Annotated in this window: 21 protein-coding genes, 1 tRNA gene and 1 pseudogene; 6 read left to right on the top strand and 17 right to left on the bottom strand. The window is 56.3% G+C overall.

What is annotated here, in order from left to right; genetic code table 11:
* Positions 1-106: 106 nt before the first annotated feature.
* The 6 genes from ACNKH6_RS04930 to ACNKH6_RS04905 form a co-directional block, all read right to left on the bottom strand.
* Positions 107-183, bottom strand: a tRNA-Pro gene (locus ACNKH6_RS04930).
* Between the two features lie 80 nt (positions 184-263).
* Complete coding sequence (locus tag ACNKH6_RS04925) at positions 264-542, bottom strand: HU family DNA-binding protein (RefSeq protein ID WP_417914430.1); 279 nt, start codon at positions 540-542, stop codon at positions 264-266.
* A gap of 102 nt (positions 543-644) precedes the next feature.
* A complete protein-coding gene (gene larE / locus ACNKH6_RS04920; protein WP_417914429.1) occupies positions 645-1,442 on the bottom strand; it encodes an ATP-dependent sacrificial sulfur transferase LarE in 798 nt (265 codons plus the stop codon).
* Positions 1,443-1,450: 8 nt separating this feature from the next.
* Positions 1,451-2,671 carry a homocysteine biosynthesis protein gene (locus ACNKH6_RS04915; protein WP_417914428.1) on the bottom strand — a complete coding sequence of 407 codons (1,221 nt, stop codon included), beginning with the start codon at positions 2,669-2,671 and terminating at the stop codon, positions 1,451-1,453.
* A 40-nt stretch (positions 2,672-2,711) separates the two neighbouring features.
* A complete protein-coding gene (locus tag ACNKH6_RS04910) occupies positions 2,712-4,064 on the bottom strand; it encodes a TrpB-like pyridoxal phosphate-dependent enzyme (protein WP_417914427.1) in 1,353 nt (450 codons plus the stop codon).
* Between the two features lie 334 nt (positions 4,065-4,398).
* Entirely contained in the window at positions 4,399-5,097 is a 699-nt protein-coding gene (locus ACNKH6_RS04905) for a Crp/Fnr family transcriptional regulator (RefSeq protein ID WP_417914426.1), read from the bottom strand.
* Positions 5,098-5,208: 111 nt separating this feature from the next.
* On the opposite strand from ACNKH6_RS04905, the gene hcp reads away from it, so the two are divergent.
* Positions 5,209-6,831 carry a hydroxylamine reductase gene (gene hcp / locus ACNKH6_RS04900; protein WP_417914425.1) on the top strand — a complete coding sequence of 541 codons (1,623 nt, stop codon included), beginning with the start codon at positions 5,209-5,211 and terminating at the stop codon, positions 6,829-6,831.
* A gap of 101 nt (positions 6,832-6,932) precedes the next feature.
* On the opposite strand, the gene ACNKH6_RS04895 is transcribed toward hcp, so the two are convergent.
* On the bottom strand, positions 6,933-8,150 hold the full coding sequence (locus ACNKH6_RS04895) for a right-handed parallel beta-helix repeat-containing protein (RefSeq protein ID WP_417914424.1): 1,218 nt from the start codon (positions 8,148-8,150) through the stop codon (positions 6,933-6,935).
* Positions 8,151-8,361: 211 nt separating this feature from the next.
* Here ACNKH6_RS04895 and ACNKH6_RS04890 point away from each other — a divergent pair, with 211 nt between their 5' ends.
* From ACNKH6_RS04890 to ACNKH6_RS04880, 3 genes are read left to right on the top strand one after another with little or no spacing between them, the layout of a single operon-like run.
* A complete protein-coding gene (locus ACNKH6_RS04890; protein ID WP_417914423.1) occupies positions 8,362-9,102 on the top strand; it encodes an HD domain-containing protein in 741 nt (246 codons plus the stop codon).
* 3 nt (positions 9,103-9,105) lie between these two features.
* Positions 9,106-9,450, top strand: a complete 345-nt coding sequence (gene cutA / locus ACNKH6_RS04885; RefSeq protein WP_417914422.1) for a divalent-cation tolerance protein CutA — start codon at positions 9,106-9,108, stop codon at positions 9,448-9,450.
* Complete coding sequence (locus ACNKH6_RS04880; protein WP_417914421.1) at positions 9,447-10,169, top strand: ATP-binding protein; 723 nt, start codon at positions 9,447-9,449, stop codon at positions 10,167-10,169. The genes cutA and ACNKH6_RS04880 overlap by 4 nt, the downstream gene beginning before the upstream one ends.
* Here the strand turns inward: ACNKH6_RS04880 and ACNKH6_RS04875 are convergent.
* The 5 genes from ACNKH6_RS04875 to ACNKH6_RS04855 form a co-directional block, all read right to left on the bottom strand.
* Positions 10,166-12,517: an O-antigen ligase family protein gene (locus ACNKH6_RS04875; RefSeq protein ID WP_417914420.1), complete on the bottom strand. Its 2,352-nt coding sequence runs from the start codon at positions 12,515-12,517 to the stop codon at positions 10,166-10,168. The two genes, ACNKH6_RS04880 and ACNKH6_RS04875, sit on opposite strands and share 4 nt — an antisense overlap.
* Before the next feature lie 9 nt (positions 12,518-12,526).
* Positions 12,527-14,812: a GumC family protein gene (locus tag ACNKH6_RS04870; protein WP_417914419.1), complete on the bottom strand. Its 2,286-nt coding sequence runs from the start codon at positions 14,810-14,812 to the stop codon at positions 12,527-12,529.
* Between the two features lie 111 nt (positions 14,813-14,923).
* Positions 14,924-15,811, bottom strand: a complete 888-nt coding sequence (locus ACNKH6_RS04865; protein WP_417914418.1) for a polysaccharide biosynthesis/export family protein — start codon at positions 15,809-15,811, stop codon at positions 14,924-14,926.
* Between the two features lie 29 nt (positions 15,812-15,840).
* A complete protein-coding gene (locus ACNKH6_RS04860; protein WP_417914417.1) occupies positions 15,841-17,223 on the bottom strand; it encodes an outer membrane beta-barrel protein in 1,383 nt (460 codons plus the stop codon).
* Between the two features lie 18 nt (positions 17,224-17,241).
* The gene (locus ACNKH6_RS04855) at positions 17,242-17,760 is read right to left on the bottom strand and encodes a hypothetical protein (RefSeq protein ID WP_417914416.1); all 519 of its coding nucleotides are present in this window, start codon (positions 17,758-17,760) and stop codon (positions 17,242-17,244) included.
* A gap of 714 nt (positions 17,761-18,474) precedes the next feature.
* Here ACNKH6_RS04855 and ACNKH6_RS04850 point away from each other — a divergent pair.
* Positions 18,475-19,826: pseudogene (locus ACNKH6_RS04850) on the top strand (sigma 54-interacting transcriptional regulator).
* Here ACNKH6_RS04850 and ACNKH6_RS04845 read toward each other — a convergent pair.
* Genes ACNKH6_RS04845 through ACNKH6_RS04835 form a run of 3 tightly spaced genes read right to left on the bottom strand, consistent with a single transcriptional unit; the run spans position 19,777 to position 21,258 of the window.
* Entirely contained in the window at positions 19,777-20,511 is a 735-nt protein-coding gene (locus ACNKH6_RS04845; RefSeq protein ID WP_417914415.1) for an amidohydrolase family protein, read from the bottom strand. The pseudogene ACNKH6_RS04850 and the gene ACNKH6_RS04845 sit on opposite strands and share 50 nt — an antisense overlap.
* A complete protein-coding gene (locus tag ACNKH6_RS04840; protein WP_417914414.1) occupies positions 20,508-20,723 on the bottom strand; it encodes a hypothetical protein in 216 nt (71 codons plus the stop codon). The genes ACNKH6_RS04845 and ACNKH6_RS04840 overlap by 4 nt, the downstream gene beginning before the upstream one ends.
* A complete protein-coding gene (locus ACNKH6_RS04835; RefSeq protein ID WP_417914481.1) occupies positions 20,692-21,258 on the bottom strand; it encodes a peptidoglycan-binding domain-containing protein in 567 nt (188 codons plus the stop codon). Before ACNKH6_RS04835 ends, ACNKH6_RS04840 begins: the two co-directional genes overlap by 32 nt.
* On the opposite strand from ACNKH6_RS04835, the gene ACNKH6_RS04830 reads away from it, so the two are divergent.
* Positions 21,205-21,462: a hypothetical protein gene (locus ACNKH6_RS04830; protein WP_417914483.1), complete on the top strand. Its 258-nt coding sequence runs from the start codon at positions 21,205-21,207 to the stop codon at positions 21,460-21,462. The two genes, ACNKH6_RS04835 and ACNKH6_RS04830, sit on opposite strands and share 54 nt — an antisense overlap.
* 193 nt (positions 21,463-21,655) lie before the next feature.
* Here ACNKH6_RS04830 and ACNKH6_RS04825 read toward each other — a convergent pair whose 3' ends face one another.
* Both ACNKH6_RS04825 and ACNKH6_RS04820 read right to left on the bottom strand, forming a co-directional pair.
* Entirely contained in the window at positions 21,656-22,159 is a 504-nt protein-coding gene (locus ACNKH6_RS04825) for a hypothetical protein (protein ID WP_417914413.1), read from the bottom strand.
* Complete coding sequence (locus ACNKH6_RS04820; protein WP_417914412.1) at positions 22,156-22,434, bottom strand: hypothetical protein; 279 nt, start codon at positions 22,432-22,434, stop codon at positions 22,156-22,158. The genes ACNKH6_RS04825 and ACNKH6_RS04820 overlap by 4 nt, the downstream gene beginning before the upstream one ends.
* Between the last annotated feature and the right edge of the window lie 105 nt (positions 22,435-22,539).

The raw sequence follows: 22,539 nt of genomic DNA, 5'->3' as shown, positions 1-22,539 counted from the left end.
CGGCCATTTCGTACCATCCAACTGTACTTTGGCCCCGCTGAAATGCAGAAGGGGCCTGTTGATATTTTGCAGCAATATCAACAGACCCCAAATTATTTTCAAAAAATGGTCGGGAAGAGAGGATTCGAACCTCCGGCCCCAGCGTCCCGAACGCTGTGCTCTACCAGACTGAGCCACTTCCCGACGTGCTGCCGTCCCAAACGGGACGGCATTTATATACTACGCTCCGCCTTTTTTGGCAAGAGAAAATCTGCGGAAAAAAATCAAGCGACGTTGACGGCTTCAGCCAGCTTGCTGCCTGCCTTGAACTTGGCGATGGTTTTGGCTGCAACTTCGATGGGTGCGCCGGTTTTTGGATTTTTGGTCTGACGGGCGGCACGTTTCACAACAGAGAAGGTGCCAAAACCGACTAAGGTAATTTTATCCCCTTTCACCAAGGCATCAGTGATGCCAGCCAGTGCGCTGTTCAGAGCTTTTTCTGCTGCGGCCTTGCTGATGTCTGCCGCTTCCGCCATTGAGTCAACTAATTCTTTCTTGTTCATCTCTGTTCCTCGCTTCTTTTTTTGCCGTGCCTGCCGTCCGCAGCAGACTCAAAACAGCCAGTTCCTCAACAACGGGCATTTAACAGGATAAAATCCCTCCTGTCAACGCCCATTGAGATCAAGAAATATCTTTTCTGCTCCTGCGCTGCGCAGCTGACCGCGCAGTTTCCGCAATATCGCCAGCGCAGACTGCTGGCCGATGTCCTCTTCCGCGAGCTGAATACAGACCATTTTGTCATCCAGCAGCCGCGCTCGGCAGCCGGAAAACCCTGCGTCAGCCAGCACTTGCTCCATCGCCGCGACCCGCGCCAGCCGCTCTGCCGTAATGGTCATGCCCACACGAAGGCGCGTCGCCAAGCAGGAGCCGGAAGGCCGATTCCATGTATCCAACTTCAACTCGCGGCTCAGTTCCCGCACCTCCGCCTTGCTCAGGCCGCAGTCAGCCAAGGGCGTTTGCACGCCAAGTTCGGCGACCGCCCGCAGGCCGGGCCTGCCTGCCGCGCCCTGCTGAAGATCATCCGCGTGGGTGCCGTCGAGCAGGACAGCTATTTTCTCTTCGGCCAGCAGCTCTAAAAAGCGGCTGTAAATCCGCCGTTTGCATAAATAGCAGCGTTCTGGCGGATTGGCGGTGAAGTCCGGCCACGTCAGCGGCTCAAAATCAAGAATCCGCAGCCGGACAGAACAGCCCTGCCGCTGCGGCCACGACTGCGCCCGTTCCTGCTCCTCGTGTGTTTGCAGGCAGGAGCGGGCGTGGAGGGCCAGCACGTTCTCCGCGCCCAAGGCATCCGCAGCGGCCCGCAGCAGGAGCGAGGAGTCCGCGCCGCCGGAAAAGGCCACGCCGACGCGGCCATATTCCCGCAGCTGCTGGCGGAGCCGCTCCGCCTTGCCGTGGAGCCGCATGGCTACTGTTACTCCTGCGGCTCCGGCTTGTCAAAGGAAAAATCCGCCGAAGGGAAATAATCCACCGGTTCGCCGAGATGGAACTTGCCCTGCTGGATCCAGCTTTTCAGCGTTTCTGCGATCTTTCTTGCGCCTGTGAGCGAGGAGAGCGGCGAGGTCGGCACCTTCTTGCCCGCCACCTCAATTTCGCCGCTTCTGAGCTGGGCGTAGCTGACTTTGCCGTAGGTGCGGGCCACGCCGTTGGTGTAGTCGTAGCCGTAATCAACAATGTGGGTGAAGATTTCCTCGTCCGAAACGCCGGTGAAGCGGGCCATCTCCTCATTCAAAATCGGAATCGGCACGCCAAGACCGACCGCGAGCGAGCAGCCGTAGCCTTGCAGGCTGACTCCGCGCAGCCATTCCGGCGACATCTGCTTGAGATCGCCTTGCACCATCATCGTGCCCGCCGCCCGCATCGGCACGCCGTTTTCACCACGCGGAGCCGCCGGATTGTGCTGCGTGCCTTGGAACGTCACATAACCAACGCCGCCGCCAAGGAAAATGCGCGTGCCGATGCCAATCGTCCGATACAGCGGGTCATTGAGCAGCGGACTGAGCTGGCCCGCGCTGCAATAATTGGCGTTGCGGCAGTTGGGCTTGAGCGTGCCCATGTAGGTGTAGATGATGCGGTCGGAAAAATTGACCGCGCAGTTATAGTTCTGATAGCCGTTGCGCGGATTGCAGAGCAAAGCGTGGGGCAGATCAGCCAAGGTGACTTCCTTGTGCATCTTGGTGTTGGCATAGCAGTCCGTCGGATAGGCCTTCACTTCGATCAGCACCTTTTTGCCCGCCACCAAATCTTCAATCACGTGGCCGCCGCCGTAGCGGAATTCGCCGGGATAAACCTGATTGAGCGGGTCATTCTCGGTCGGCTCAGTCGCGCCGATGTAGGCATCCACTGCCGCCAATCCCGCATAAGCAGGCACCTTGTTGACCCATACTTTCTGGCCTTTGATAGTCGGATTGGTCTGGCCGAAGTTGAAAAAGAGGCCGGACGAGCACATCACCGAAAAGGTGCCGGTAGTCACCACGTCAATCCGGCGGGCCGCCTCCACCGGGCCTTCGTTTCTGACGATGTCCACCATCTCGTCTGCTGTGACCACCACCGCCTCGCCCGCCTTGATCCGGGCGTTGATTTCCGCATAGGTTTTGTTGACCTGAAACGCCTTGCCCTGCTTCTGCACGCTCATCGTTGTTCTCCCGCTTGTGTTCGCGTCAAAGTGAGTCGGTTCAGCCGACCTTGGGCAGATGCTCCAAGGCGGCGCGGATGGCCTCGTCGGGATAATCGTAGTCCTCCAGCTCGCCGCTGAAATAGCGGTCATAGGCCCCCATGTCGAAGTGGCCGTGGCCGGAGAGGGTGAAGAGGATGGTCTTGCTCTCGCCGGTCTGCTTGCAGCGCAGCGCCTCGTCAATGGCGGCGCAGGCGGCGTGGCAGGATTCCGGCGCAGGCACGATGCCCTCGGCTTTGGCGAAGAGCACGCCCGCCTTGAAGGTGGCCACCTGCGGCACAGCCAGCGCCTCCAGCACGCCTTCCTTGCAAAGCTGTGAAACCAAGGCCGAATCGCCGTGATAGCGCAGGCCGCCCGCGTGGATGCCCGGCGGCATGAAGTCATGTCCCAAAGTGTACATCAGCATCAGCGGGGTCAGGCCGACCGAGTCGCCGTAATCATAGGCGTAATGGCCGCGTGTCAGCGTAGGACAGGAAGTCGGCTCCACCGGCACGAGGCGGATATTTTTGCCCGCCGCCTTGTCCGCAACAAAGGGGAACATCATCCCGCCGACATTGGAGCCGCCGCCACAGGGCGCGAAGATCACGTCCGGGTAATCGCCGACCTTCTCCAGCTGCTTCTTGGTCTCCAGGCCGATCACGGTCTGATGCAGCAGCACGTGGTTGAGCACCGAGCCAAGGGCGTAGTTGGTGTCTGCACGGCTGGCCGCCTCCTCCACCGCCTCGGAAATGGCGATGCCGAGCGAGCCGGGATTGTCAGGATCCTGCGCCAATATCTGCCGCCCGGCATTGGTGAGATTGGTCGGGCTGGCAAGCACTTCCGCGCCCCAAGTCTGCATCATCGAGCGGCGGTAGGGCTTCTGCTGATAGCTGATTTTGACCATATACACCCGCACTTCCAGCCCGAACATGCTGCCTGCCAAGGCCAAAGAGCAGCCCCACTGCCCGGCCCCGGTTTCAGTGGAAAGCCGCTTGATGCCGCAGATTTTGTTGTAATACGCCTGCGGAATGGCGGTGTTCGGCTTGTGCGAGCCAGCCGGGCTGACTCCCTCATATTTGTAGTAAATCTTCGCGGGTGTGCCGAGCATGGCTTCCAGCCGGTGAGCGCGGAACAGCGGGCTGGGCCGCCAGAGCCGGTACACCTCCCGCACCTCGTCCGGGATTTTGATCCAGCGTTCGCTGGACATCTCCTGCTCCAGCAGGGGCATGGGGAAGATGGCCGCCATCGCCTCCGGCGGCACCGGCTTGCCGTCCGGCCCCAGATAGGGCGCAGGCGGATTGGGCATATCAGCCACCACGTTGTACCAATGGGTGGGTATCTCAGACTCGTCCAGCAGGATTTTGGTGATGCTCATGGCTCCTCGCGCGCTGTCTTTATAAATGTAACTGAGGGGAATGATCGCCCATCATACAGCAGGCAGCGGCGGCAGGCAACCGTCGGATGCGGAAAGCGCCTCGCGAACGGCGATGCGTCACCGCTTTTTCAGAACTGCAAAAATAGCTGCCACAACAGCAGGCAACGTTTATAAACTTGCCTCATGCGCCTCCATAATCCAAGCGGCATGACATGGTTCTCCTGCAAGCTTTGCGCCGCAGGGGCAGGCCCCTGTCTCGATGTCTGAACAGACAGCCTGCCTTTTGATTCTCAAGATAAACGGCCTGCGGCATGGCCTTGCTGCCAAGAAAAGCTCACCGCTCCCGCAGCTCCTCGTACTTGAGCAGCTCAATCTTTCTGCCGTCCACCCGGATCAGCCCTTCCGCGCTCATGCTGTTGAAGATGCGGGACAAAGTTTCCGGGCTGGTGCCAAGCAGACTGGCAAGCTGGCCTTTGGGAATGTCGAGCGTGACCTGATCGGTGCGGCCCTGCTCTTCTGCTAAATACACCAGATGCGCGGCCAAGCGGCTCGGCACTTCCTTGAGCGAAAGGCTTTCAATCTGATTGGCAAACTGGCGCAGCCGCCGTGCGAGCACCGCCAGCATGGACAGAGCCAAGTCCGGCGAGGTGCTGATTAGGCCGACAAACTCGCGCCGGGGGAAGAAGAGCAGCTCGCTCGCGCTCAGACTGACCGCACTGGCTGGAAAGACTGCCTGTCCGCTGAAGACCGGCACTTCGCCGAACGGCTCGCCGCGCCCAAAGACGTGCAGTATCTGCTCCTTGCCCTCCAGCGAGGTCTTGAAGATTTTCACCTGCCCTTGGCCGACCAGATAGAACCCGGAGGCAGCTTCGCCTTCAAGGAACACCGTCTCATTCTTGGCAAAATGCCGCTCTTGGGCGACAGCGGCCAGCCGGGCCAGCAGCGGCGGCTCCAGCCCTTTGAAGAGCAGCGAATCCTCCAGCAGCAGTTCCCTGCTGGTCAACTGCGGATGCAAGCGGGATGCAATTTTCATTTTTCTTGACATAGGTCAAGGGAAAGGAGTTGTATAACGGGTATCATCTTCCTGCATGAACTCTGAACTTTCAAGCGCGGCTCTGCGCAATTTATTATAAGGAGGAACACCATGTACTGCAATCAATGTGAACAGACGGCCAAGGGAATTGCCTGCACCGCCGCTGGTGTCTGCGGCAAAAATGGAGAGCTTGCAGATATTGAGGATGTGCTGCTGTATGCCCTCTGCGGCCTGTCGCTGTATGCGAATCAAGTGCGGCAGAAGGGCGTTGCCGATCTGGAGCTGGACCGCTTTGTGATGAAGGCGGTGTTCTCCACCCTGACCAACGTCAACTTTGATCCGGCCCGCTTCGCCGCGCTGATCCGTGAGACAGTGGAGCGGCGCGAAGCGCTGAAGGCGAAGCTGGACGGCAAGGACAGCGTCAGCCACCCGGCGGCCTCGTTTGTTCCGGCGGACAGCGTGGAAGGTTTGACCAAGCAAGGAGCAGAACTCAAGTTCATTGAGAGCTTGGACAAGGACGAGAACATCCGCTCGCTCAAGCAGACATTGCTGTATGGCCTGAAGGGCATTGCCGCGTATGCTGATCATGCCGCGATTCTTGGTCAGGAAGACCCGGCTGTGGCTGGCTTCATGTATGAAGCCCTCTCCGCGCTGCTGGCTGAAGGGCTGACCATTGAGCAGTGCGTGCCCGTGGCGATAAAGGCAGGTCAGATCAACCTGCGGGCGATGGAGCTGCTGGACGCGGGCAACACCGGCAGCTACGGTCATCCTGTGCCGACTTCAGTGCCGCTTGGCCATCGCAAGGGTAAGTGCATCCTCGTCACCGGCCACGATCTGCGCGACCTCCAGCTGCTCTTGGAGCAGACCGCAGGCAAGGGCATTGACATCTACACCCACGGCGAGATGCTGCCCACGCACGGCTACCCGGAGCTGAAGAAGCACCCGCATTTCTACGGCCACTTCGGCACGGCGTGGCAGAATCAGCACAAAGAGTTCCCCGAATTCCCCGGCCCGGTGCTCTTCACCACCAACTGCATCCAGAAGCCGAAGGACGAGTACAAAGAGCGCATCTTCACCACCGGCTTGGTTGGCTGGCCGGGTGTGACGCATCTTGAGGGCAAGGACTTCAGTCCGGTGATTGCAAAAGCTCTGGCAATGGACGGCTGGCAGGACGATGCGGAAAAAGGCAGCGTGCTGGTCGGCTTTGGCCGCAATGCTGTGCTTGGCGTGGCCGACAAGGTGATAGCGGCTGTGCAGGGCAAGCAAATCCGCCACTTCTTCTTAGTTGGCGGCTGTGATGGGGCCAAGGCGGGCCGCAACTACTACACCCGCTTTGTCGAGCTGGTGCCCAAGGACTGCGTGGTGCTGACGCTGGCCTGCGGCAAATTCCGCTTCTTTGACCAGCAGCTTGGTGACATCGGCGGTATTCCGCGCCTTTTGGATGTGGGCCAGTGCAATGATGCCTACTCAGCCATTCAGATTGCCGTGGCCCTGTCCAAAGCCTTTAACTGCGGCGTGAACGACCTGCCGCTGTCCATGATCCTTTCTTGGTACGAGCAGAAGGCGGCGGCAATTCTCCTCACCCTGCTCTCGCTCGGCATCAAGGACATCCGCCTTGGGCCGACGCTGCCTGCCTTCATCAGCCCGGCAGTGCTGAATTTCCTCGTCGCCACCTTCGGCATCAGGCCGATTGCAGCCACGCCGGAGGAAGACTTGCAGGCGATATTGGGCTGACAGCTCTCTGGCAGGGGCAAACAATCTTTTGCCCCTGCTTGGCTTTCCTTGAGCCTTCAGAGAGATTCCTCCCGGCGGGCGGAGATTGCGCTCCTGCCCGCTCATTCCTTATTCCCGCTCCGCTGCACATGCGCTTCGCAGCCTAGATCAATGAGCCATGCGCCTTCGGCGTTGCCACGAAGATCATTATCCTCGAAGATGCCGCCTCCTTTGTCACTTATCCAAATACCATATTTACCATTATTAGTAATGATGTTGCGGCGCACAGTTAGATTGCCACCTCCCATGCCGATCGCTATTCCATACATTGCATTAGCAATGATCTCATTATCCTGCAACGTTCCTTTACCTGAGAAACAGGCAATAATACCACTTGTCTTCCCGTTATGAATGCGGTTATGGTAAAGACGTGCGTCTGCATCATCGTGAATTCCTACACACGCACGATCTTGACTTGAGATGTCGCAGTCCTCCATCTCGAACCTGCCTTTAGTGATACTGACACCATATCCTGTTTCGCCAGCTTGCCGTAGAGTCAGGTTAGCAATTCGTCCGATTTTTGCTTGAAAGAGAACTACATCTTTACCAGAAGACTCAATCACAATATCGTCTCGATTGCCGTCACCGATTATTTCAACGGGTTTATCCAGCACAATACTTTCTTCGTATAAACCCGGACGGACAAGGATGCGAGTGCCTGCTTTAACAGCCTTGAGCGCATCCGTGATGGTTGCATAATCGCCTCGGCCTTTTTGATCCACAATCACAGTTGGTGACTGCACCGAAGCAGCACGAGCAGACTCCTTCTTGCTGCGATGCAATGCTGCGGCAATCTGCTGGGCCATCTTGGCAAGGGACTTGCGCACCTGCTGCGATGAGAACTCTTCATAGCGCAATTCACGCCAATCAGCATACTGCCGCGCTGCGATAACCTGAGCCAACTTGTCGTGCTTCAGTTCTTCTTTGTCCTCCAAGACAAGGCAGTTGACATAATAGACCGGCAGGATGAGATCATCTCGGCCCAGCTCTTTTTCCCGCTTGAGAAAACGCTCCAGCTCGTCACGGCAATACGCGCTGTTGAAGAATGACGGCGTGATGATTGGCAGCAGAAAGGTGGTTGCCGCCAGCGAATCGTTGATGCGCTTCTCCCATGGCTGGCCCCAGACAATATCCTTGCGGTCTTGAAATATCTCAAAGGCTTGGCCGGTGTGCATCCGCACCTCGCCGCTGAGACGCTCGCGGAGCTGAGTTAAGCGGCCCTGCTCATGCTGGTCGTCCAAATTCGCATAGCTCAGAAAGGCAAGTGGTGCTTGGCTCAACTCAATTTCCTCCGCAGGGTTGATAAATGCTTGTTCGTGCCGCAGCCGTATCCTACCTATATTTCTGCTCTCTTGCAAGCGGTTCAGGCTGCGCCGCCGCAGGCAGTTTTTATCCAGCTCTTGACACAGATCAAGGGAATGAGGTTTGCTTCTTGCTACTATCCTTACACCGACTCAAAGAGGACAGGCAGTCATCCCAAGGAGGACAATCATGCAATGCCCCGGACAGGACAGCCGCTACTGGAGCGGCGAAGCGGTCTTTGAAAGCAAATGCCCGCACTGCGGCCAAGCAGTTGAGTTCTTCAAGGACGACAGCCAGCGCCCCTGCCGCAGCTGCGGCCACAAGCTGCTCAATCCGAAGATGGATTTCGGCTGCGCCTCCTACTGCCCCTACGCCGAGCAGTGCCTTGGCTCGCTGCCGCCTGAGCTGGCCGCAGCCAAGGGCCAGCTCTTCAAGGATAAAGTCGCTGCGGCCATGCGCAGCTATTTCGGCAGCGACAGCAGGCGCATCAAGCACGCTGAGGCGGTGGCCGAGCAGGCCGAGAGTATTGGCAAGGCGGAAAGCGGGACGGACATGCTGGTGATCATCGCCTGCGGCTATCTGCACGATATCGGCATCAAGGAGGCGGAGCGCAAGTTCAATTCCTCGCTCGCCCGCTACCAGCACAGCGAAGGGCCGCCGGTGGCGCGGGAGCTGCTGACCGCGCTCAAGGCGCAGCCGGAGCTGATTGACGAGGTCTGCGACATCATCGGCCATCACCACAGCCCGCGTGAGACTGAGACGGTCAACTTCAAGGTGCTCTATGACGCGGATTTGATTGTCAACATGACTGAGGAGCATCAGGACAAGCCGCTCTCGCAGCAGCAGTTGGACAAGGTGATCAGCGTGATGCTGACTGAGGCGGGCAAAGCGCAGGCCAAGGCCGCCTTGCAGCGGTTAGTGCGGAGCTGAATCATGCCAAATGACTGCTGCATTGTCATCACCACCTTTGCCGACGACGCAAACGGCCAGCAGATCATTGACGCGCTACTGGCGCAACGGCTGGCCGCCTGCGTGCAGGTCATGCCGATTCAGAGCTGGTACCGCTGGCAGGGCAAGGTCAACTGTGATGCGGAAAAGCTGGTGCTGATCAAGACCACGCGGTCGCTGTACAGGCAGGTGGAGGAAGTCATACGGACGAATCATGCCTACGAAGTGCCGGAGATCATGCAGGTGCCGGTGGAAAACGGCTTCTCCGGCTATCTGCGCTGGATTACTGCGGAGTGCCAACAACAGCCCCCAACAGGAGGGGAATCATGAAGCGGAAGATCATTGAGATTGACGAGGAACTCTGCACTGGCTGCGGCGAGTGTGTGCCCAATTGTGCCGAAGGCTCGCTGCGGATTGTGGACGGCAAGGCTAAACTGGTGGAAGACAAGCTCTGCGACGGCCTTGGCGCCTGCCTTGGCCATTGCCCGCTTGGCGCGTTGAAGATCATTGAGCGGGATGCTGAGGACTTTGATCAGGCGGCGGTGGATGCCTTTTTGGCCGCCGAGGGCAAGCAGGCGCACAGCCATTGCCCGTCCGCGCAGCTCAAGACGATGCAGCCCTGCGCCTGCGAAAGTGCCAACGCGCCTTCAGCGCAGCAGGGCGGCGCACTCAGTCACTGGCCGGTGCAGATCAGGCTGGTGCCGCCGTCCGCGCCGTTCTTGGAGAACTGCGACCTGCTCATTGCTGCGGACTGCACGGCAGTGGCCTACGCCAGCTTGCACCACGACTTCCTGCAAGGCCGCAAAGTGATGATGGGCTGCCCCAAGTTCGACGATCAGCAGCTCTATGTGGACCGCTTTACCGAGCTGTTCAAGACGAGGAAGCTAAATAGCGTGACCATCCTGATCATGGAAGTGCCGTGCTGCGGTGCCATGATCCAGATCGTTAAGGCGGCATACAGCCAAGCGCAGACTGCGGTGCCGGTGCGGCACGTGGTGGTCTCCACGGAAGGAAAGGTGCTTGCTGATGTGCCGTGGCAAGCTGCTTAGGGCTGCTGCTGTTCCTTTTTGAGCTGCTTGAGTTTTTTTTGCAAAGCCTCATTGCTGGGCTGAATCAGCAGAGCCTGCTCATATTCTTCAATCGCCCGGTAGGTGATGCCTTTACCTTTGTAGTAATCGCCAAGATAAATATGAAAGGGAGCGTAGTCCGGCAGGCGGCGGATGCCCTCGCGCAGCACTTCCACCGCCTTGTCTCCTTGCTTCTGATGATAGCTGTACACTTGCATGAACCAGTACGGCTGCGGTTTTTCTTCCTCCTGATCAAGATAGTCCAGCGCACGCTCGGTGAAGAATCCAGCGTCTTCCTCGTTGCCTGCGCTGCGGGCAAGATTGGCATAGCCCAGCCACGCTGAGGTGAGCTGCGGCAGAATGACAATTGTTTCAGCCCGGCTGAACTGGTATTCAAGCAACAGCGGATACATGGGTTGCAGCAGACGGGGATCACGCCGCAACTCCTGCCGAAGAAGTTGCATAGCCTTGACCCTGCGCCGCTGCGACAGTTCAAACCCTGCCCAGACTCTCAGCGGCACTTCCTTCAGCCGCGCTCTGAGATAGCCCGTCTCAAGCAGCATGCTTCCTGCGCTGGGGTCAGTCTTGGCCAAGGCCAGTCCGGCAGCTTGCAGATAGGTTCCATTCAAAGGATCAAGAACGATCGCGTGGCTGTAGAGCTGCTGGGCCAGCTCAGGCTGCTGCTGATACTGCCGGATATTGGCCAGTCCGTAGGGATAACTGCCGTCAAAGGGCGCATTCTTTGCTGCTTCCTCAATCAGTTCAGCCATTCTGGCTAGCTTTTTATCCTGCTCAATGTTTTGATTCTCTGACACCAGATGCGCCCGCTCGTAGTGCCGTGCGGCCAAGATGTCGCCGCCGTGCAGCCGCAGCCCAGCCAGGAGCAAGATTGCCGCAGCTATGAAGGCCAGCGCGTTGGCTTTGCCCGGCGCGGCTGCCGCAGCAAGCAGCGTGGGGCGGTGCCGGTACTGCTCGCGGGTGTGCCCTGCTGAGACCAGCAGGCCGCAGAGGAAGAAAAAGTACAGCCCATTAGCCCAGTTGTGCAGATTGAAATCAGTGATGCTGAAGAAGAGCAGCCCGCCGATGCCGCTGAAGGCGGCGAGGGCAGTCAGGACAGCCTGCCGCTCATGACGACGGAAGAGCTGCCGCCAGCCGCTGCGCAGCACCGCCATGATAAACCATGCCGCCAGCAGAAAGCCAATCAGGCCGCCGTCGGTGAGCAGTTCGATGAAGTCATTATGAGCATGGTCATAAACCAAGCTGTCGGCAAAACTTTTATAGAGGGGAAAAACATCAATGAAGGTGCCAAACCCGGAGCCGGTGACAAGATGTTGGGGAATGATTTTGACTGCGTCATTCCAGATGCGCAGCCGTCCATCTTGAAGGCTGCCGGAGGCGGTGTCAAAGACCCGGTCGAATCTTTCCAGAATCGTTGACCAGCTAAACCAGCCGCTGGCCAGCAGCAGGCCGCAAAGCAGAAATAGCAAAGTCAGCGGTTGGATCTTTTTCTGACTGCGGGCGAGCAGAAGAAAGAACAGCAGCAGGGCAAAGGCAAGACTGAGAAGACCGCCGCGTGACTCGGCAAGCAGGACGGAAGCGATGACCACAATCAGGCCAAAGCCGAGAAAAAGATGGAGATTGGCCCCAGAGCCGGAAAAAAGATGCAGCAGCCGTTCCCGAAAGGATGCCTCCTCGTCGGCAATGGGCCGGTGGAGAAGAAAGAGGGCCAACAGCAACGGGCAGGTCATAACCATGAAGCCCGCATACTGATTTTTATAAATCCACGGGCCGAACGAGCCGACACCGCTTTTCATCTCCCGCACCCAGAACAGGGTGTTTGGAGCTGCGGCCCGTTGGAGCATAGCGGCAATGGCGATGAACAAGCAAAGACCAGCGATGCTGCTGACTGTAACAGTAAGCCTGCGGCTGCTGGTCAATAGCTGCACCGTCAGGACGTAGAACAGTCCATAGGTGGCGAAACGCAGTCCTTCCAAGAGGGTGGACTGCCGATTGACGGTCAGGGGTATCCACGTGTCCGGTGGCAGTAGGTCAAGTACCGGCTGATACGCTGCCGCTGTGCCGGACGCAAGCTGCCGCACCCAAGAGAAGGGCAGCGGAATGCACTGAAGAAAAATCCACCCCAAGCAGAGCAGCAAAGGCAGCAAGGCGGGAATTTGATAAAATACCGCCTTGCGTTTGCCTAAAGGGAAGAAATAAGATACTGCCGCCAGCGCGGTCAACAGCTCGGCAGTGACTGTTGACCATGTTTCGGTGGTGCCAAACGCCAGCGGGGCAAAAAACAGCAGAACAAGAAACAGGGCAAAAGCCATCGGCTGGAATTACGCCTCCTGCTTTTTGTCGTCTTTCTTCTTCGTCTTCTTGCCTTCGGCCTTGTAGCTGCTGTAGTAGCTGCTGTAACCGTAACGCGAATAGGAATAATATCCGTAATAGCCCTTGTCCGCATGTTTCTTCTTCAAGCGGTTGAGGACGATGCCCAGCAGATGACCATGTCCCTCACGCAGCCGTTTAATACCGCTGTCAAGCATCTCATAGGTGGTTCGGCCAGCATGAACCACCACCACGGTGCCGTCAGCAATCGGCGCAAGGGCAAGACTGTCTGTCACCTGCTGCACCGGCGGCGAGTCGAGCAGGACATAATCGAACTGTTCCTGCATGTTCTTCACTAACTGCGCCATTCTGGCGGAGTTGAGCAATTCAGCCGGGTTGGGCGGCACTGGCCCGGAGGTGATCACGAAAACTTGGCTGTCAGGCACCTGCTGGATCAGCGTCTGTTTCTCATCAACATTGCCGGAAAGATAGTTGCTGAGACCATAGGTGTTGATAATGCCGAACATCGAATGCTGGCGTGGGCGGCGCATGTCGCAGTCCACAATCAGCACTTTTTTGTTGTTCTGCGCCAGAATGTGCGCCAAGTTTTTGGTGGTGGTGGATTTACCCTCCTGCTGCACCATACTGGTCATCAGCACGACCTTGGGAGGCCGCTCCGGCGTGGACAGAAGCAGGCTGGAACGGATCAGGCGGTAGCTCTCCGCTGTCGGCGACAGCGGATTGTCACGGACAAAGGTCTCAATGTTGCGCTTCTTCGGATTCACATCCTCAATTGAGCCTAAGACGGTCAGGCCGTAGCGCTCCTCAATCTCTTTGCCGGAACCGACAGTGTTGTCCAGGTAATCTAAGAAAAAGATCAGACTGAGACCGCTGCCTATGCCAGCCAACAGACCGGCCATCAGCGACATCTTTTTATTTGGTTTCGACGGCCTATTCGGCAATTCTGCTTTCTTGACGGCCCAAATCTTGATATCAGCAGCTTGGGTGGTGACATCCGTCTTTTTAATGCTGGAGGACAGAGCTTCAAATACTGTCCGGTTCATCTCCTTGTTCCGGTTCAGAATCGAATATTGCACGAACCGTTCATTGAGGGTCTGCAATTCGGCCTTGGTCTCGTTCACCATCACCGAGATATCCCGTACTTTTGCCTTGGCCAGCTCGTAAGAATTTCTTGCTGCGGCGGTGATCCGGTCAATTTCTGTCCGGCGTTCCCGTTGCAGCACCCGCTGTTCGTCCAAGGCCTGCTGCATAGCCGGATGCTTCTCGCCGTATTTGGCAGCCAGCTCCCGTACTTTCTGTTCCGCTGTGACCATTTTGGTGCGCAGATCGCGGAGCACTGTATTTTCAGCAAAAAGAGGGATGGTCTCTAACAAGGTGTAATCTTTGCCCGCCCGTTCAATCTGCCGGTACATCGCCTCCTGTTCCTTTTCCTTGGTCTGCGCGTCAGACAGCTCTTTGCTGAAACTGGAAAGGCGCTCCGGCAGGACGGTCATTTTATTTTCCACGGTGACAATCTCATTGTCCCGCATGTACTTTTGCAGATTTTGCTCAGATGCCTCCAGCTTTTTTTGCTCTTCCTCAGCTTTGGCCGTCATCCATTGCAGCGCGTTGCGGGCAGTGCTGGTTTTGAGATCCAAGGTCTCATCAATATAGGCCTGCACCAAGCCATCTGCCACGAGCTGGGCAATCTCAGGCTTTTTATGGGTGAAGAACACATCCGCAAGCTTCGTGTTGCGCACCGGCTTGACATCAATGGCTGCCTGAATCATTTCCGCAATTTTTTCCGCATCGCTTTCCGGCACCGCTGTAATCTGTTCCACGCCATTTTTTTCATCGGGCGCGGCGGCTTCCTCCTTCTGGCCCAGATACGAGCTGAACAGCCCCTCCAACGCGGCTGCCGTATCCTTAACAAAAGAAGACAGCCCTTCCATAGCACCGCTGATCAAACCAGTGGACGCGGTTTGCGTCTGCTGGAGAAAATAATGCCGGTATTTGGTGTCTAATTGAAGATTCTTAACCACCCGCAGAGCGACATTTTCACTGCAGATCATTTCAAACTGGGTCTGCTGAAAGTTTGGATCCCAGCCTGCATAAGGTGAACCATTGACACCTTCAATTCGACCTGTATCAAAGTTTTTATCAATCAAAACTCTGGTGGATGCCGTGTAAAGCGGTGTGGTTGAATACACAGAGAGCAGTGCGGCAAGAACGCAGATACTGATGAGAGTCAGCAGCAGTCCTTTGCGCTTGGAGACTATGCGCAGATAATCGCGCAAATGCAGGCTCCGTTCCTGTCCTTCAAAAGAATCTTCAGGAGGCATGTATGAAAAATAAAAAGGAGGGGGATAAAAAACAGCTAACCAAGCGCAGCGGAGCAGCGCAACACGTCAGAAGAAACTTTCCGGCACTTCAATGACATCGTCTTGAAGTACCTTGGCATCCACGCTTACATCTTCCATCACTTGCTTTTTTCCATCAACAATTCTGGTGATTTTGACATGAGATTCAGAAGCCATGCCTGTAAATCCACCGGCTAAGGAAACTATTTTCAGCACAGTGACATTTTTTGTCCACGGATAGGATCCTGGCTTTTTTACTTGGCCAGTAATATAACAAACTGGCGGCTCACCTTTGGCCACAGAAACAGTTTCGCCGCCAAGAATCGGAATATTGCTGGCCGCGTCACCATCTTCTATCAGTTTTTTCACCTCGATATTGATAACTTTTTGTCCATTTTCTGTTTCACGAGTCACTGTGATGGTGTCGCCTGCTTCTTTGTGAAGCCCTCCTGCCTTAGAAATCAGCTCCAGCAAGGTGGTTGGCCCATTTAATTCAATCAGGCCAGGCTTATTGAACGGACCCAGCGCAGCAACTTTTTTGCTTCTGAATTCTTCAATATAAATTTGAACCTGCGGTTTGACAATATACCCGTCTGCCAGTTTGCTTTCTATCTTCTTCGCCGCCTCTGAAGTTTTTATACCGCCGACCTGCACGGTTCCAATCAAAGGAAATTCTATGCTGCCGGTTTCAGAGACTCGGACTTTTGTTTTCAGCTCATCGTGATCAAACACCGTAATAGAGAGCACATCCCCTGGACCTATCTGATAATCTTCAGCAATGGATATTGACACACGCAGCAGAAGGCAAGAAAACAGCATGGCTGCCAAAATGGCCTTGCCAAGATTCCTTGAGTGACATGAGAGCGACATAATTTCCCTTGCTTGCAAAACAGGTTTGATGGAGAAGAAAACACCTGCGCCTGCTTTGATGCGCAAAACGCAGGTGATGTTGCAAAAAAAGCTGCTTAGAACGAACCTCGCACACCGAAACCGATGGTGGTGGTGTCGTAATCCAGTGCGTCGTAATTGGAATCCTTCGTGTCGTAGCTGCAATACGCATTCAGGAACAGCCATTTGTTGACCGCAAACTGCAATTCCGGCTTCAAATACCACCGATCGTCACTGCGGGTGTCGCCGCTGAACTGATTGTAGTCGGAGGTCTCATAGACAAAGTTGACATCGCCGCGCAGCCGCTCGGTGAAACGATGGTCAAGGGCCAGCCGGAAGGCCAGAACATCTTTACTGAGAGCTTGAGCGCTGTCTGACTGCTCAATGCTGTACTTGCTGTTCAGGAGAAGGCTGGTTTTATAGGTCGCTTGCCAGATGCCCTGCGCTTCAAAGAAGAAAGAAGAAGCACTGTCATCCATCTTGACATTAGGCAGCGCATCATAATCGACTTGCTGATAGCCTCCTTTGGCCATCAGCGTGGTTTTGACAGTTGCCTGCCAATTGACACCAAGACCAAAGAAATTATTGTCGTTGTCCGCCATCTTCTTGGTGTCATACTCTGCCATCAAGTACTGATACTGCACAAAAAAGTTGGTTTTGTCGCTGTACTCGTAGTACGCCGCGATGTCAAAACCATTGTCCGTGCGGTTCATGAACTCGTTGATGACATCATCATATTCCAAAAGGAAGTTTCTATATCCGCCTTTGACAGAAAATCTGTCCTCGGAATACCATGCTGCGCCTAAGCCGAAGATATTGGAATTGTACACCCGGTCATTGTCCGAGGTCGCTTCAGCGAGGTTGAAAATGTCTTGGCTGTGGGTGTATTTGTCCAGCAACTGAAGAGTGATCGGATCAGATGGTTTAAACTGGACCAGCGCATCAATATCCCCTTCCGCATGATTCAGGTCCGAATCTTCAGAATAGGCCAAGAAATCAATAGTTCCAGCCAAATACGCCTCAAGCTCGTTTGCTTGGTCTGTATCCGGCAGAGAATACTGCATACCCCCGATCGCTGTGTTGTCCGCCACAATTTGGAGCGGCTTTTTCGAGCGTCTCGGCAAGGTCAGCCAGACTGACGGAGATATCTTGGTCAGGAAGTTCTCCTTGGTATTGTTGGCGGTGTTGTAGAGGTTGTCCGTCCATTCCTCTTTTGCTGCCAGAGCGGCATGAAGATAGCCGTTCTTGAAGCCGAAAACATAGCCTTCGTCCGAAGAATCAGCCGCTTCGCCATCTCCCGTCTGTTCAGCCCCTGAGGCGGTGGCGGCACCGCTGTCGTCAACTGCTGCAGCCTCGCTTTCCGGCGCAGCTGCATCCTGAGCTGGCGCAGCATCTTCCGCCTTCACTTGGGCTGCGCAAAGCAGAAGCAGCAGACCAGCGATTTGATATTTTTTCGTCATAATTCTCCTCACTTTTGGTTATCTATTGGGGCTGGGATTTTTTTCCTCGTCCCTGCGTGTTTCAATCAATGTGGAAGCATTGCCAGTTTGCTGCTGCTGCGCTGGCTGCGCCGCAGGGGGTTGAGCAGGAGGGGCTGAACCTCCTGAACGATTGCCGTTATCCGCCAACTTTTCTTTCTCTACATCCCGGTCCTGCAACGCCATCTTTGACGAGCACTCTTCAATGCTCTCTTGCAGCGCCTTGTTGATTTCGTCTGGAGCAACGCCGAGCTTGCTGGCCGTCTCCTGCACCAAATCACGATTCACGGAAGCGCAATACAGCGACTTCATAGACATCTTGACGCTAATTTTTTCTCTGTTTTTCATCACATGGGCCAGAATATCCTCTGGCTTAACATTGTCGGCAAGGGCGTTTGTAACCGCCACGTCAAGGCCGAATTTATCGTAATCCTTAACGAATTTTTCAGACCATTCTGCCGCTAGAACCGGTTGGGCAAGCATCGCCAAGAGGAATGCCGCGCAACATGCTTTTTTCATTTTTTGCTCTCCTTTTCCTTGCAAAGATAAAAAATCCTACTGTCTGTTCCTGCCTATCTATACACCTCCATCGCGAGAAGTGCAATTTTTTTTATACGCAGAACGTTTTTTTTAAGAGTTAGGAGTTACGCCGCACCTGATGGCAGACTGCCGCAACGCTTCAACGCCAAGAGGGCAGTGGGTGAAATCCGTTGATTTATATTTTTTCAATATAGTTAGTCAACTGGCAGACAGCACTTGCAGTCCGTCCGCAGCAGGGCAGTCAAATTGATACCTGACACGGCTCGTTTGTGTTTTCCTGACCAATGACGAGTCATCGCAAATCAGAAAGCCTTCTGTCACATCAACATGACCCCGGACTTCCAGCCAACGCCGACCTGCGCCCGGAAAAAACCGATGCAATTGACGGGTGAACGCGTCATGCGACAGGCTGTCTGTTTCATCAGGCTGAACACGTTGCGCTTCCACGCAGCTATGTTGCCAATTTTTTGACAACTGCGGAACTTCTATTGCATTCACAGTCCACTATATTTTAATCTGACCGCTAAGTTCCTTTTTCTGACGCGCCAGTACCTTGGTGCAATACGAAAAACAAAGTAAGCTCCCTCTGTGGACAACACGCTGGAGGAACAGCGCGTTTCCTCTTTCGCGGGGCGAACCGACCTTGTCAGTTCGCCCGCCGCTCTTTGCATCATTCATTTTTTTGGAGGGAAAATGGATTCGGCAATGGTGTATTCATGCGGGTGTGCAAGCAGTTCCTACGCTGACCGCTGTCTCAGCGCACTGGAGGGGGCAGGTGTGCAATTCAAAGGAGTATCGTCGGCAAAGGACAGCCGCCGCCGTTCAGTCCTGCTTTTTGAAGAACCGGACGAAGAAGTCAGTCGTTTTCTCCATGAGGCGGGCGGCCCAGAAACGAAGCGGGTGATTGCTGTCAGTTTGGCCCGGCCTTTAGGCAACAGCGAGGTTTCCGGCCTGCTGGCAACCGGAGCAGCAGATGTGCTGATCTGGAAAGACAGCGAGCAGAACGCTCTTGCCGGACGGATCAAAGCCTTGCTCGACCGCTGGGCCACGGTGGACGAGCTGCTTGATTCCAGTTGGCTGCAGCAGCAATTAGTAGGCGGCAGCGCGTGCTGGCGGGCGAAACTGCGGGAGCTGGTCGAGGCCGGACGCTTCACTGATTTCCCGGTGCTGCTGACCGGTGAGAGCGGCACAGGCAAGGAGCTGGCCGCCCGTCTGATTCACGAGCTGGATCAGCGTGCCAAAAAGGGCGGATTTGTCGTGGTCGATTGCACGACTCTCATCCCGGAGCTGGCAGGCAGCGAGCTGTTCGGCCACGAGAAAGGCGCGTTCACCGGCGCGAAGGGGCCTTTGCACTGGCGGATAAGGGCACGCTGTTCCTCGACGAGATCAGCGAGCTGCCACTGCCGCTTCAGGCCCAGCTCCTGCGGGTGATTCAGGAGCATTCCTACAAGCGGGTCGGCGGCAACACCTGGCAGCAAAGCGAGTTCCGCCTGATCTGCGCCACCAACCGCAATCTGGAAGAGGAAGTTCGGCAGGGCCGCTTCCGGGCTGATTTGTATTACCGCATCGCCGGACTCACCTGCGCTCTGCCGCCGCTGCGGGAGCGGGCCGAGGACATCTTGCCCTTGGTGCAGCATTTCATCCGCGAGCTGCGGCCAGATGAAGCCGTGCCGGAGATGGACGAGGCAGTGCGGGCGTATTTCCTCTGCCACAATTACCCCGGCAATGTGCGCGAGCTGAAGCAGCGGGTGATGCGCCTGCTGCACCGCTACGCAGGCGGCGGTTTTCTCAGCATCGGCTGCATCCCGCCGAATGAGCGGGCCGCCGCAGGCAAAGGGCTGAAGGAAATCGGGCAGACGGCGGAGGATTTGGCGGTGCGGATCGCCGTGGAGGATGCTGGGGGCAGCCTCCAGAAGGCCGCGCAGATGCTTGGGGTGAGTGACCGCGCCTTGCAGCTGCGCCGCGCCAAGGAGAAGCAGGCTTCCGCCGCTGTCCTCATGATGCCGTCTGCCCGATCAGCCGAAGCAGGTTGCCGTCGAGAATAAGGTCCTCGTCCGCAGGCGGCAGCCCCAACGCATAAACCTTGGCCAATTCCAGGCCCGGATGCAGCCAAGGGCCGTCGGAGCCGAAAAGAATTTTTCCGGCTCCGGCCCGCCGCGCCGCCTCGGCCAACAAGTCGAAGCGGCGCACCCCGGCGGTGTCGGTGTAAATATTCGCATGGCGGGCCAAGTGGTCAATCAAAGCCACCTGCGCCCGCCAGTCGTCGCCGAAGCTGCCCAGATGCGGGATGATGAAGTTCACATCCGGGTATTCCTCGGCCAGCAGCTCGCAGACTGCGACCTCGCCGGTCACGTCATACAGCACCGGCAGCGAGAAGGCGCGGGCCGCCTCGCAGATTTCCCGGCTGATCGGCGCGTCGTGCCGGTGCGCCTTGATGCCGACAAAGCCGAATTCCTCCACCGCCTGCCGCACCATCGGCAGGATGCGCCCCTTGTCCCGCGCCGCATGAACGAATGCGAAGCCGAAGAAGCGTTCCGGCTTGGCGGCGATGATTTTGGCCACCTCGCGATTGACAACGGCGTAGTCAGAAGTCAGCACTGAGAACAGCACGGTCCGGCTGATGCCCGCTTTTGCCGCCCGGCGCAGATAGTTATGCAGCGGCGCGGCAGTGTCCCACGGCCCGGTGAAGCCGTCGCCTTTTCCGGCGTGGCAATGGCAGTCTAGGATCACAGCACCGCCGCTGTGGTGTTGCTCGGTTCGAGCACCTTGAGCCCCATGTCAAGCCTGACTTGCCTCGTGTGAGGCAGCACATGGCGCATGTGAGAGCCGATATGATCCATGTGCGGGCGTATTTGCCGAAGACAAGGGCGGCAATATTGATCTTGCTGATAGTTAAACAAAATATGAATATCAAGCACCGGCTGGAAAGGAAGAAAAATCATCTTCGTATTCTCTGGAAAAATATAATTTCATGTTTTTTTCTGTGCGGGCCTTATTTTTAAGATACGGTTTTTCATTTGCTTTTATATATCGACGCATCTTTCGAGCGAATTCTTTAATTTCACCTGGCTTGGCAGACTTGTTATTTTTGAAGAAAAACCACCATTTTCTATTATATCCGTTATTGTGGATCAATTTATGATAATCTTTTTGCAGTGGCTGATTCATATCAGAATTTTCTATTATCATTTTTACTAATTTTTCTGTTCGAGGATGCCTCAAAAATTCCTGTGGAATCAAATGGTGAGTTACTTCATCTTCTAATTCCCAGTTATATTCATATATAAAAGGCTCTGCTTCAAAGGCAAGCATACCCTCTCCTTCCAGCAGCTCAGGCTCCACCGCCGCCTGACCGCCTTCAGCCCGCAACGCCTCCTCAGTGTCCGGCCCCACCAGCCCAGTGACAGGCAGCCCCTTCCGTTCTTGGAACATCCTGACCGCGCTGCGGGTTTCCCGGTTCATGATGCCGTCCACCATCAGCCGCAGGCCAAGAGCGCGGTTGAGCGTCTCCTGCACCCAGCGGACGTGCTCGGAAGAAAGAGCCTGCGCCGGAGCATTGGCGAAGCTGCCTTCGCCGCCTGCGTTGCCGCTGGAGCTGGACTGCCCGGACGGACGGCGGTCATCTGCTGGCGGCGGAATCTGCGGAAGGAGCGGAATTCTGCTTGGCTTTCTCAGGGATGACGCAATGCGGGGCGACATTCCCTTTGCCCGTGCAACCCTTGGCCGGGATTGTTTTCCACGGACAAATCCTTCCTCCATATCCATCTCATCAGCCAGCGGCGCATATTCAAAATTCTCAAGTTCCAGATTGTCAAAGGTCTCCGGGGTGTAAGCAAGCAGATTCTTCATGGTCGTATATCCTTTCTGACTCGTGTCAGTTGTTCGCAAGATGATGGACAATTTCTGTTAATGAACACGCCGCCTGCTCAATCTCCCACGGCTCATGCTCCGCCGTGATCAAAAAACTGAGCTGGGCGGGCCGGTTTTTTCGTGCCTGATGCAGCACTGTGCGGATGCCCTCAGCCTCCAGCCGGGCATGAACCGCCGCCGCATCAGCAATGAGCGGGGTCTGCACCGGGAACAGTCCGCCCTTGACCGGAATGCCGGAACAGTGCAGCAGCGAGCGGAACTGCCGCACCCGCTGCGCCAGCCGCTGCCGGAGCCGTGCGCCCCAGTGCTGATTGAGACGCAGGGCGTGATCCGCCGCCGCCACTGCCGCTGCCGACGGCGGACTGCAATGCACCCGGCAAAGACTCCGCTCTTCATAAGCGGACGGCCTGCGGTCAGCGTGCGCCAAGGCCGCAGGCAGCAATGCGGGTGGCGCATTCCCAGATACAAGGCTGAAGTGAAATCCAGCATTCCGCCTGCGCGGACTCATTCGCCCTGCTCGTACTTGATCGCCCGCAGGCGGCTGACGCGGCTCGTCTGCTGCGGCCTTGGCAAAGCGGCGTAGCCTTGTCCTGCCGGAGCGGCAATCGCCTGGCGGCGGGGCGCGGTCAGCGCGGCAGGCTGCCGGGATTGACCTGCAAGCCTGCGCTGAAGCAAGGCCGAAGGCTGGAGATAGCGCACCTCAGACTCGCGAGTGTCCGTGACCTCGTTCATCAGATCAACGCCGGTGACCGCCAAATATCCGTAGAGATATAGCTGAAGCACTATAAAATGACACCATACTGAACCACACAAAACAGATGGCCTATTCAATAGATTTTCGTCGGAAGGTTTTGGAGATTAAAGAGCGGGATGGCCTGAGTTTGGAGG

Source organism: Candidatus Electronema sp. JM, from assembly GCF_048287415.1.
In the GTDB taxonomy this organism is placed as follows: domain Bacteria; phylum Desulfobacterota; class Desulfobulbia; order Desulfobulbales; family Desulfobulbaceae; genus Electronema.
The sequence above is the reverse complement of the archived record's forward strand: the minus strand, read 5'-3'. Positions and strand labels throughout refer to the sequence as shown.

What these genes read in the sequence shown, in the direction of transcription:
- ACNKH6_RS04925 (WP_417914430.1), bottom strand. Translation starts at nt 542, where the DNA reads ATGAACAAGAAAGAATTAGTTGACTCAATGGCGGAAGCGGCAGACATC.
- larE (WP_417914429.1), bottom strand. Translation starts at nt 1,442, where the DNA reads ATGCGGCTCCACGGCAAGGCGGAGCGGCTCCGCCAGCAGCTGCGGGAA.
- ACNKH6_RS04915 (WP_417914428.1), bottom strand. Translation starts at nt 2,671, where the DNA reads ATGAGCGTGCAGAAGCAGGGCAAGGCGTTTCAGGTCAACAAAACCTAT.
- ACNKH6_RS04910 (WP_417914427.1), bottom strand. Translation starts at nt 4,064, where the DNA reads ATGAGCATCACCAAAATCCTGCTGGACGAGTCTGAGATACCCACCCAT.
- ACNKH6_RS04905 (WP_417914426.1), bottom strand. Translation starts at nt 5,097, where the DNA reads ATGAAAATTGCATCCCGCTTGCATCCGCAGTTGACCAGCAGGGAACTG.
- hcp (WP_417914425.1), top strand. Translation starts at nt 5,209, where the DNA reads ATGTACTGCAATCAATGTGAACAGACGGCCAAGGGAATTGCCTGCACC.
- ACNKH6_RS04890 (WP_417914423.1), top strand. Translation starts at nt 8,362, where the DNA reads ATGCAATGCCCCGGACAGGACAGCCGCTACTGGAGCGGCGAAGCGGTC.
- cutA (WP_417914422.1), top strand. Translation starts at nt 9,106, where the DNA reads ATGCCAAATGACTGCTGCATTGTCATCACCACCTTTGCCGACGACGCA.
- ACNKH6_RS04880 (WP_417914421.1), top strand. Translation starts at nt 9,447, where the DNA reads ATGAAGCGGAAGATCATTGAGATTGACGAGGAACTCTGCACTGGCTGC.
- ACNKH6_RS04875 (WP_417914420.1), bottom strand. Translation starts at nt 12,517, where the DNA reads ATGGCTTTTGCCCTGTTTCTTGTTCTGCTGTTTTTTGCCCCGCTGGCG.
- ACNKH6_RS04860 (WP_417914417.1), bottom strand. Translation starts at nt 17,223, where the DNA reads ATGACGAAAAAATATCAAATCGCTGGTCTGCTGCTTCTGCTTTGCGCA.
- ACNKH6_RS04855 (WP_417914416.1), bottom strand. Translation starts at nt 17,760, where the DNA reads ATGAAAAAAGCATGTTGCGCGGCATTCCTCTTGGCGATGCTTGCCCAA.
- ACNKH6_RS04840 (WP_417914414.1), bottom strand. Translation starts at nt 20,723, where the DNA reads ATGATTTTTCTTCCTTTCCAGCCGGTGCTTGATATTCATATTTTGTTT.
- ACNKH6_RS04835 (WP_417914481.1), bottom strand. Translation starts at nt 21,258, where the DNA reads ATGGTGGACGGCATCATGAACCGGGAAACCCGCAGCGCGGTCAGGATG.
- ACNKH6_RS04825 (WP_417914413.1), bottom strand. Translation starts at nt 22,159, where the DNA reads ATGAGTCCGCGCAGGCGGAATGCTGGATTTCACTTCAGCCTTGTATCT.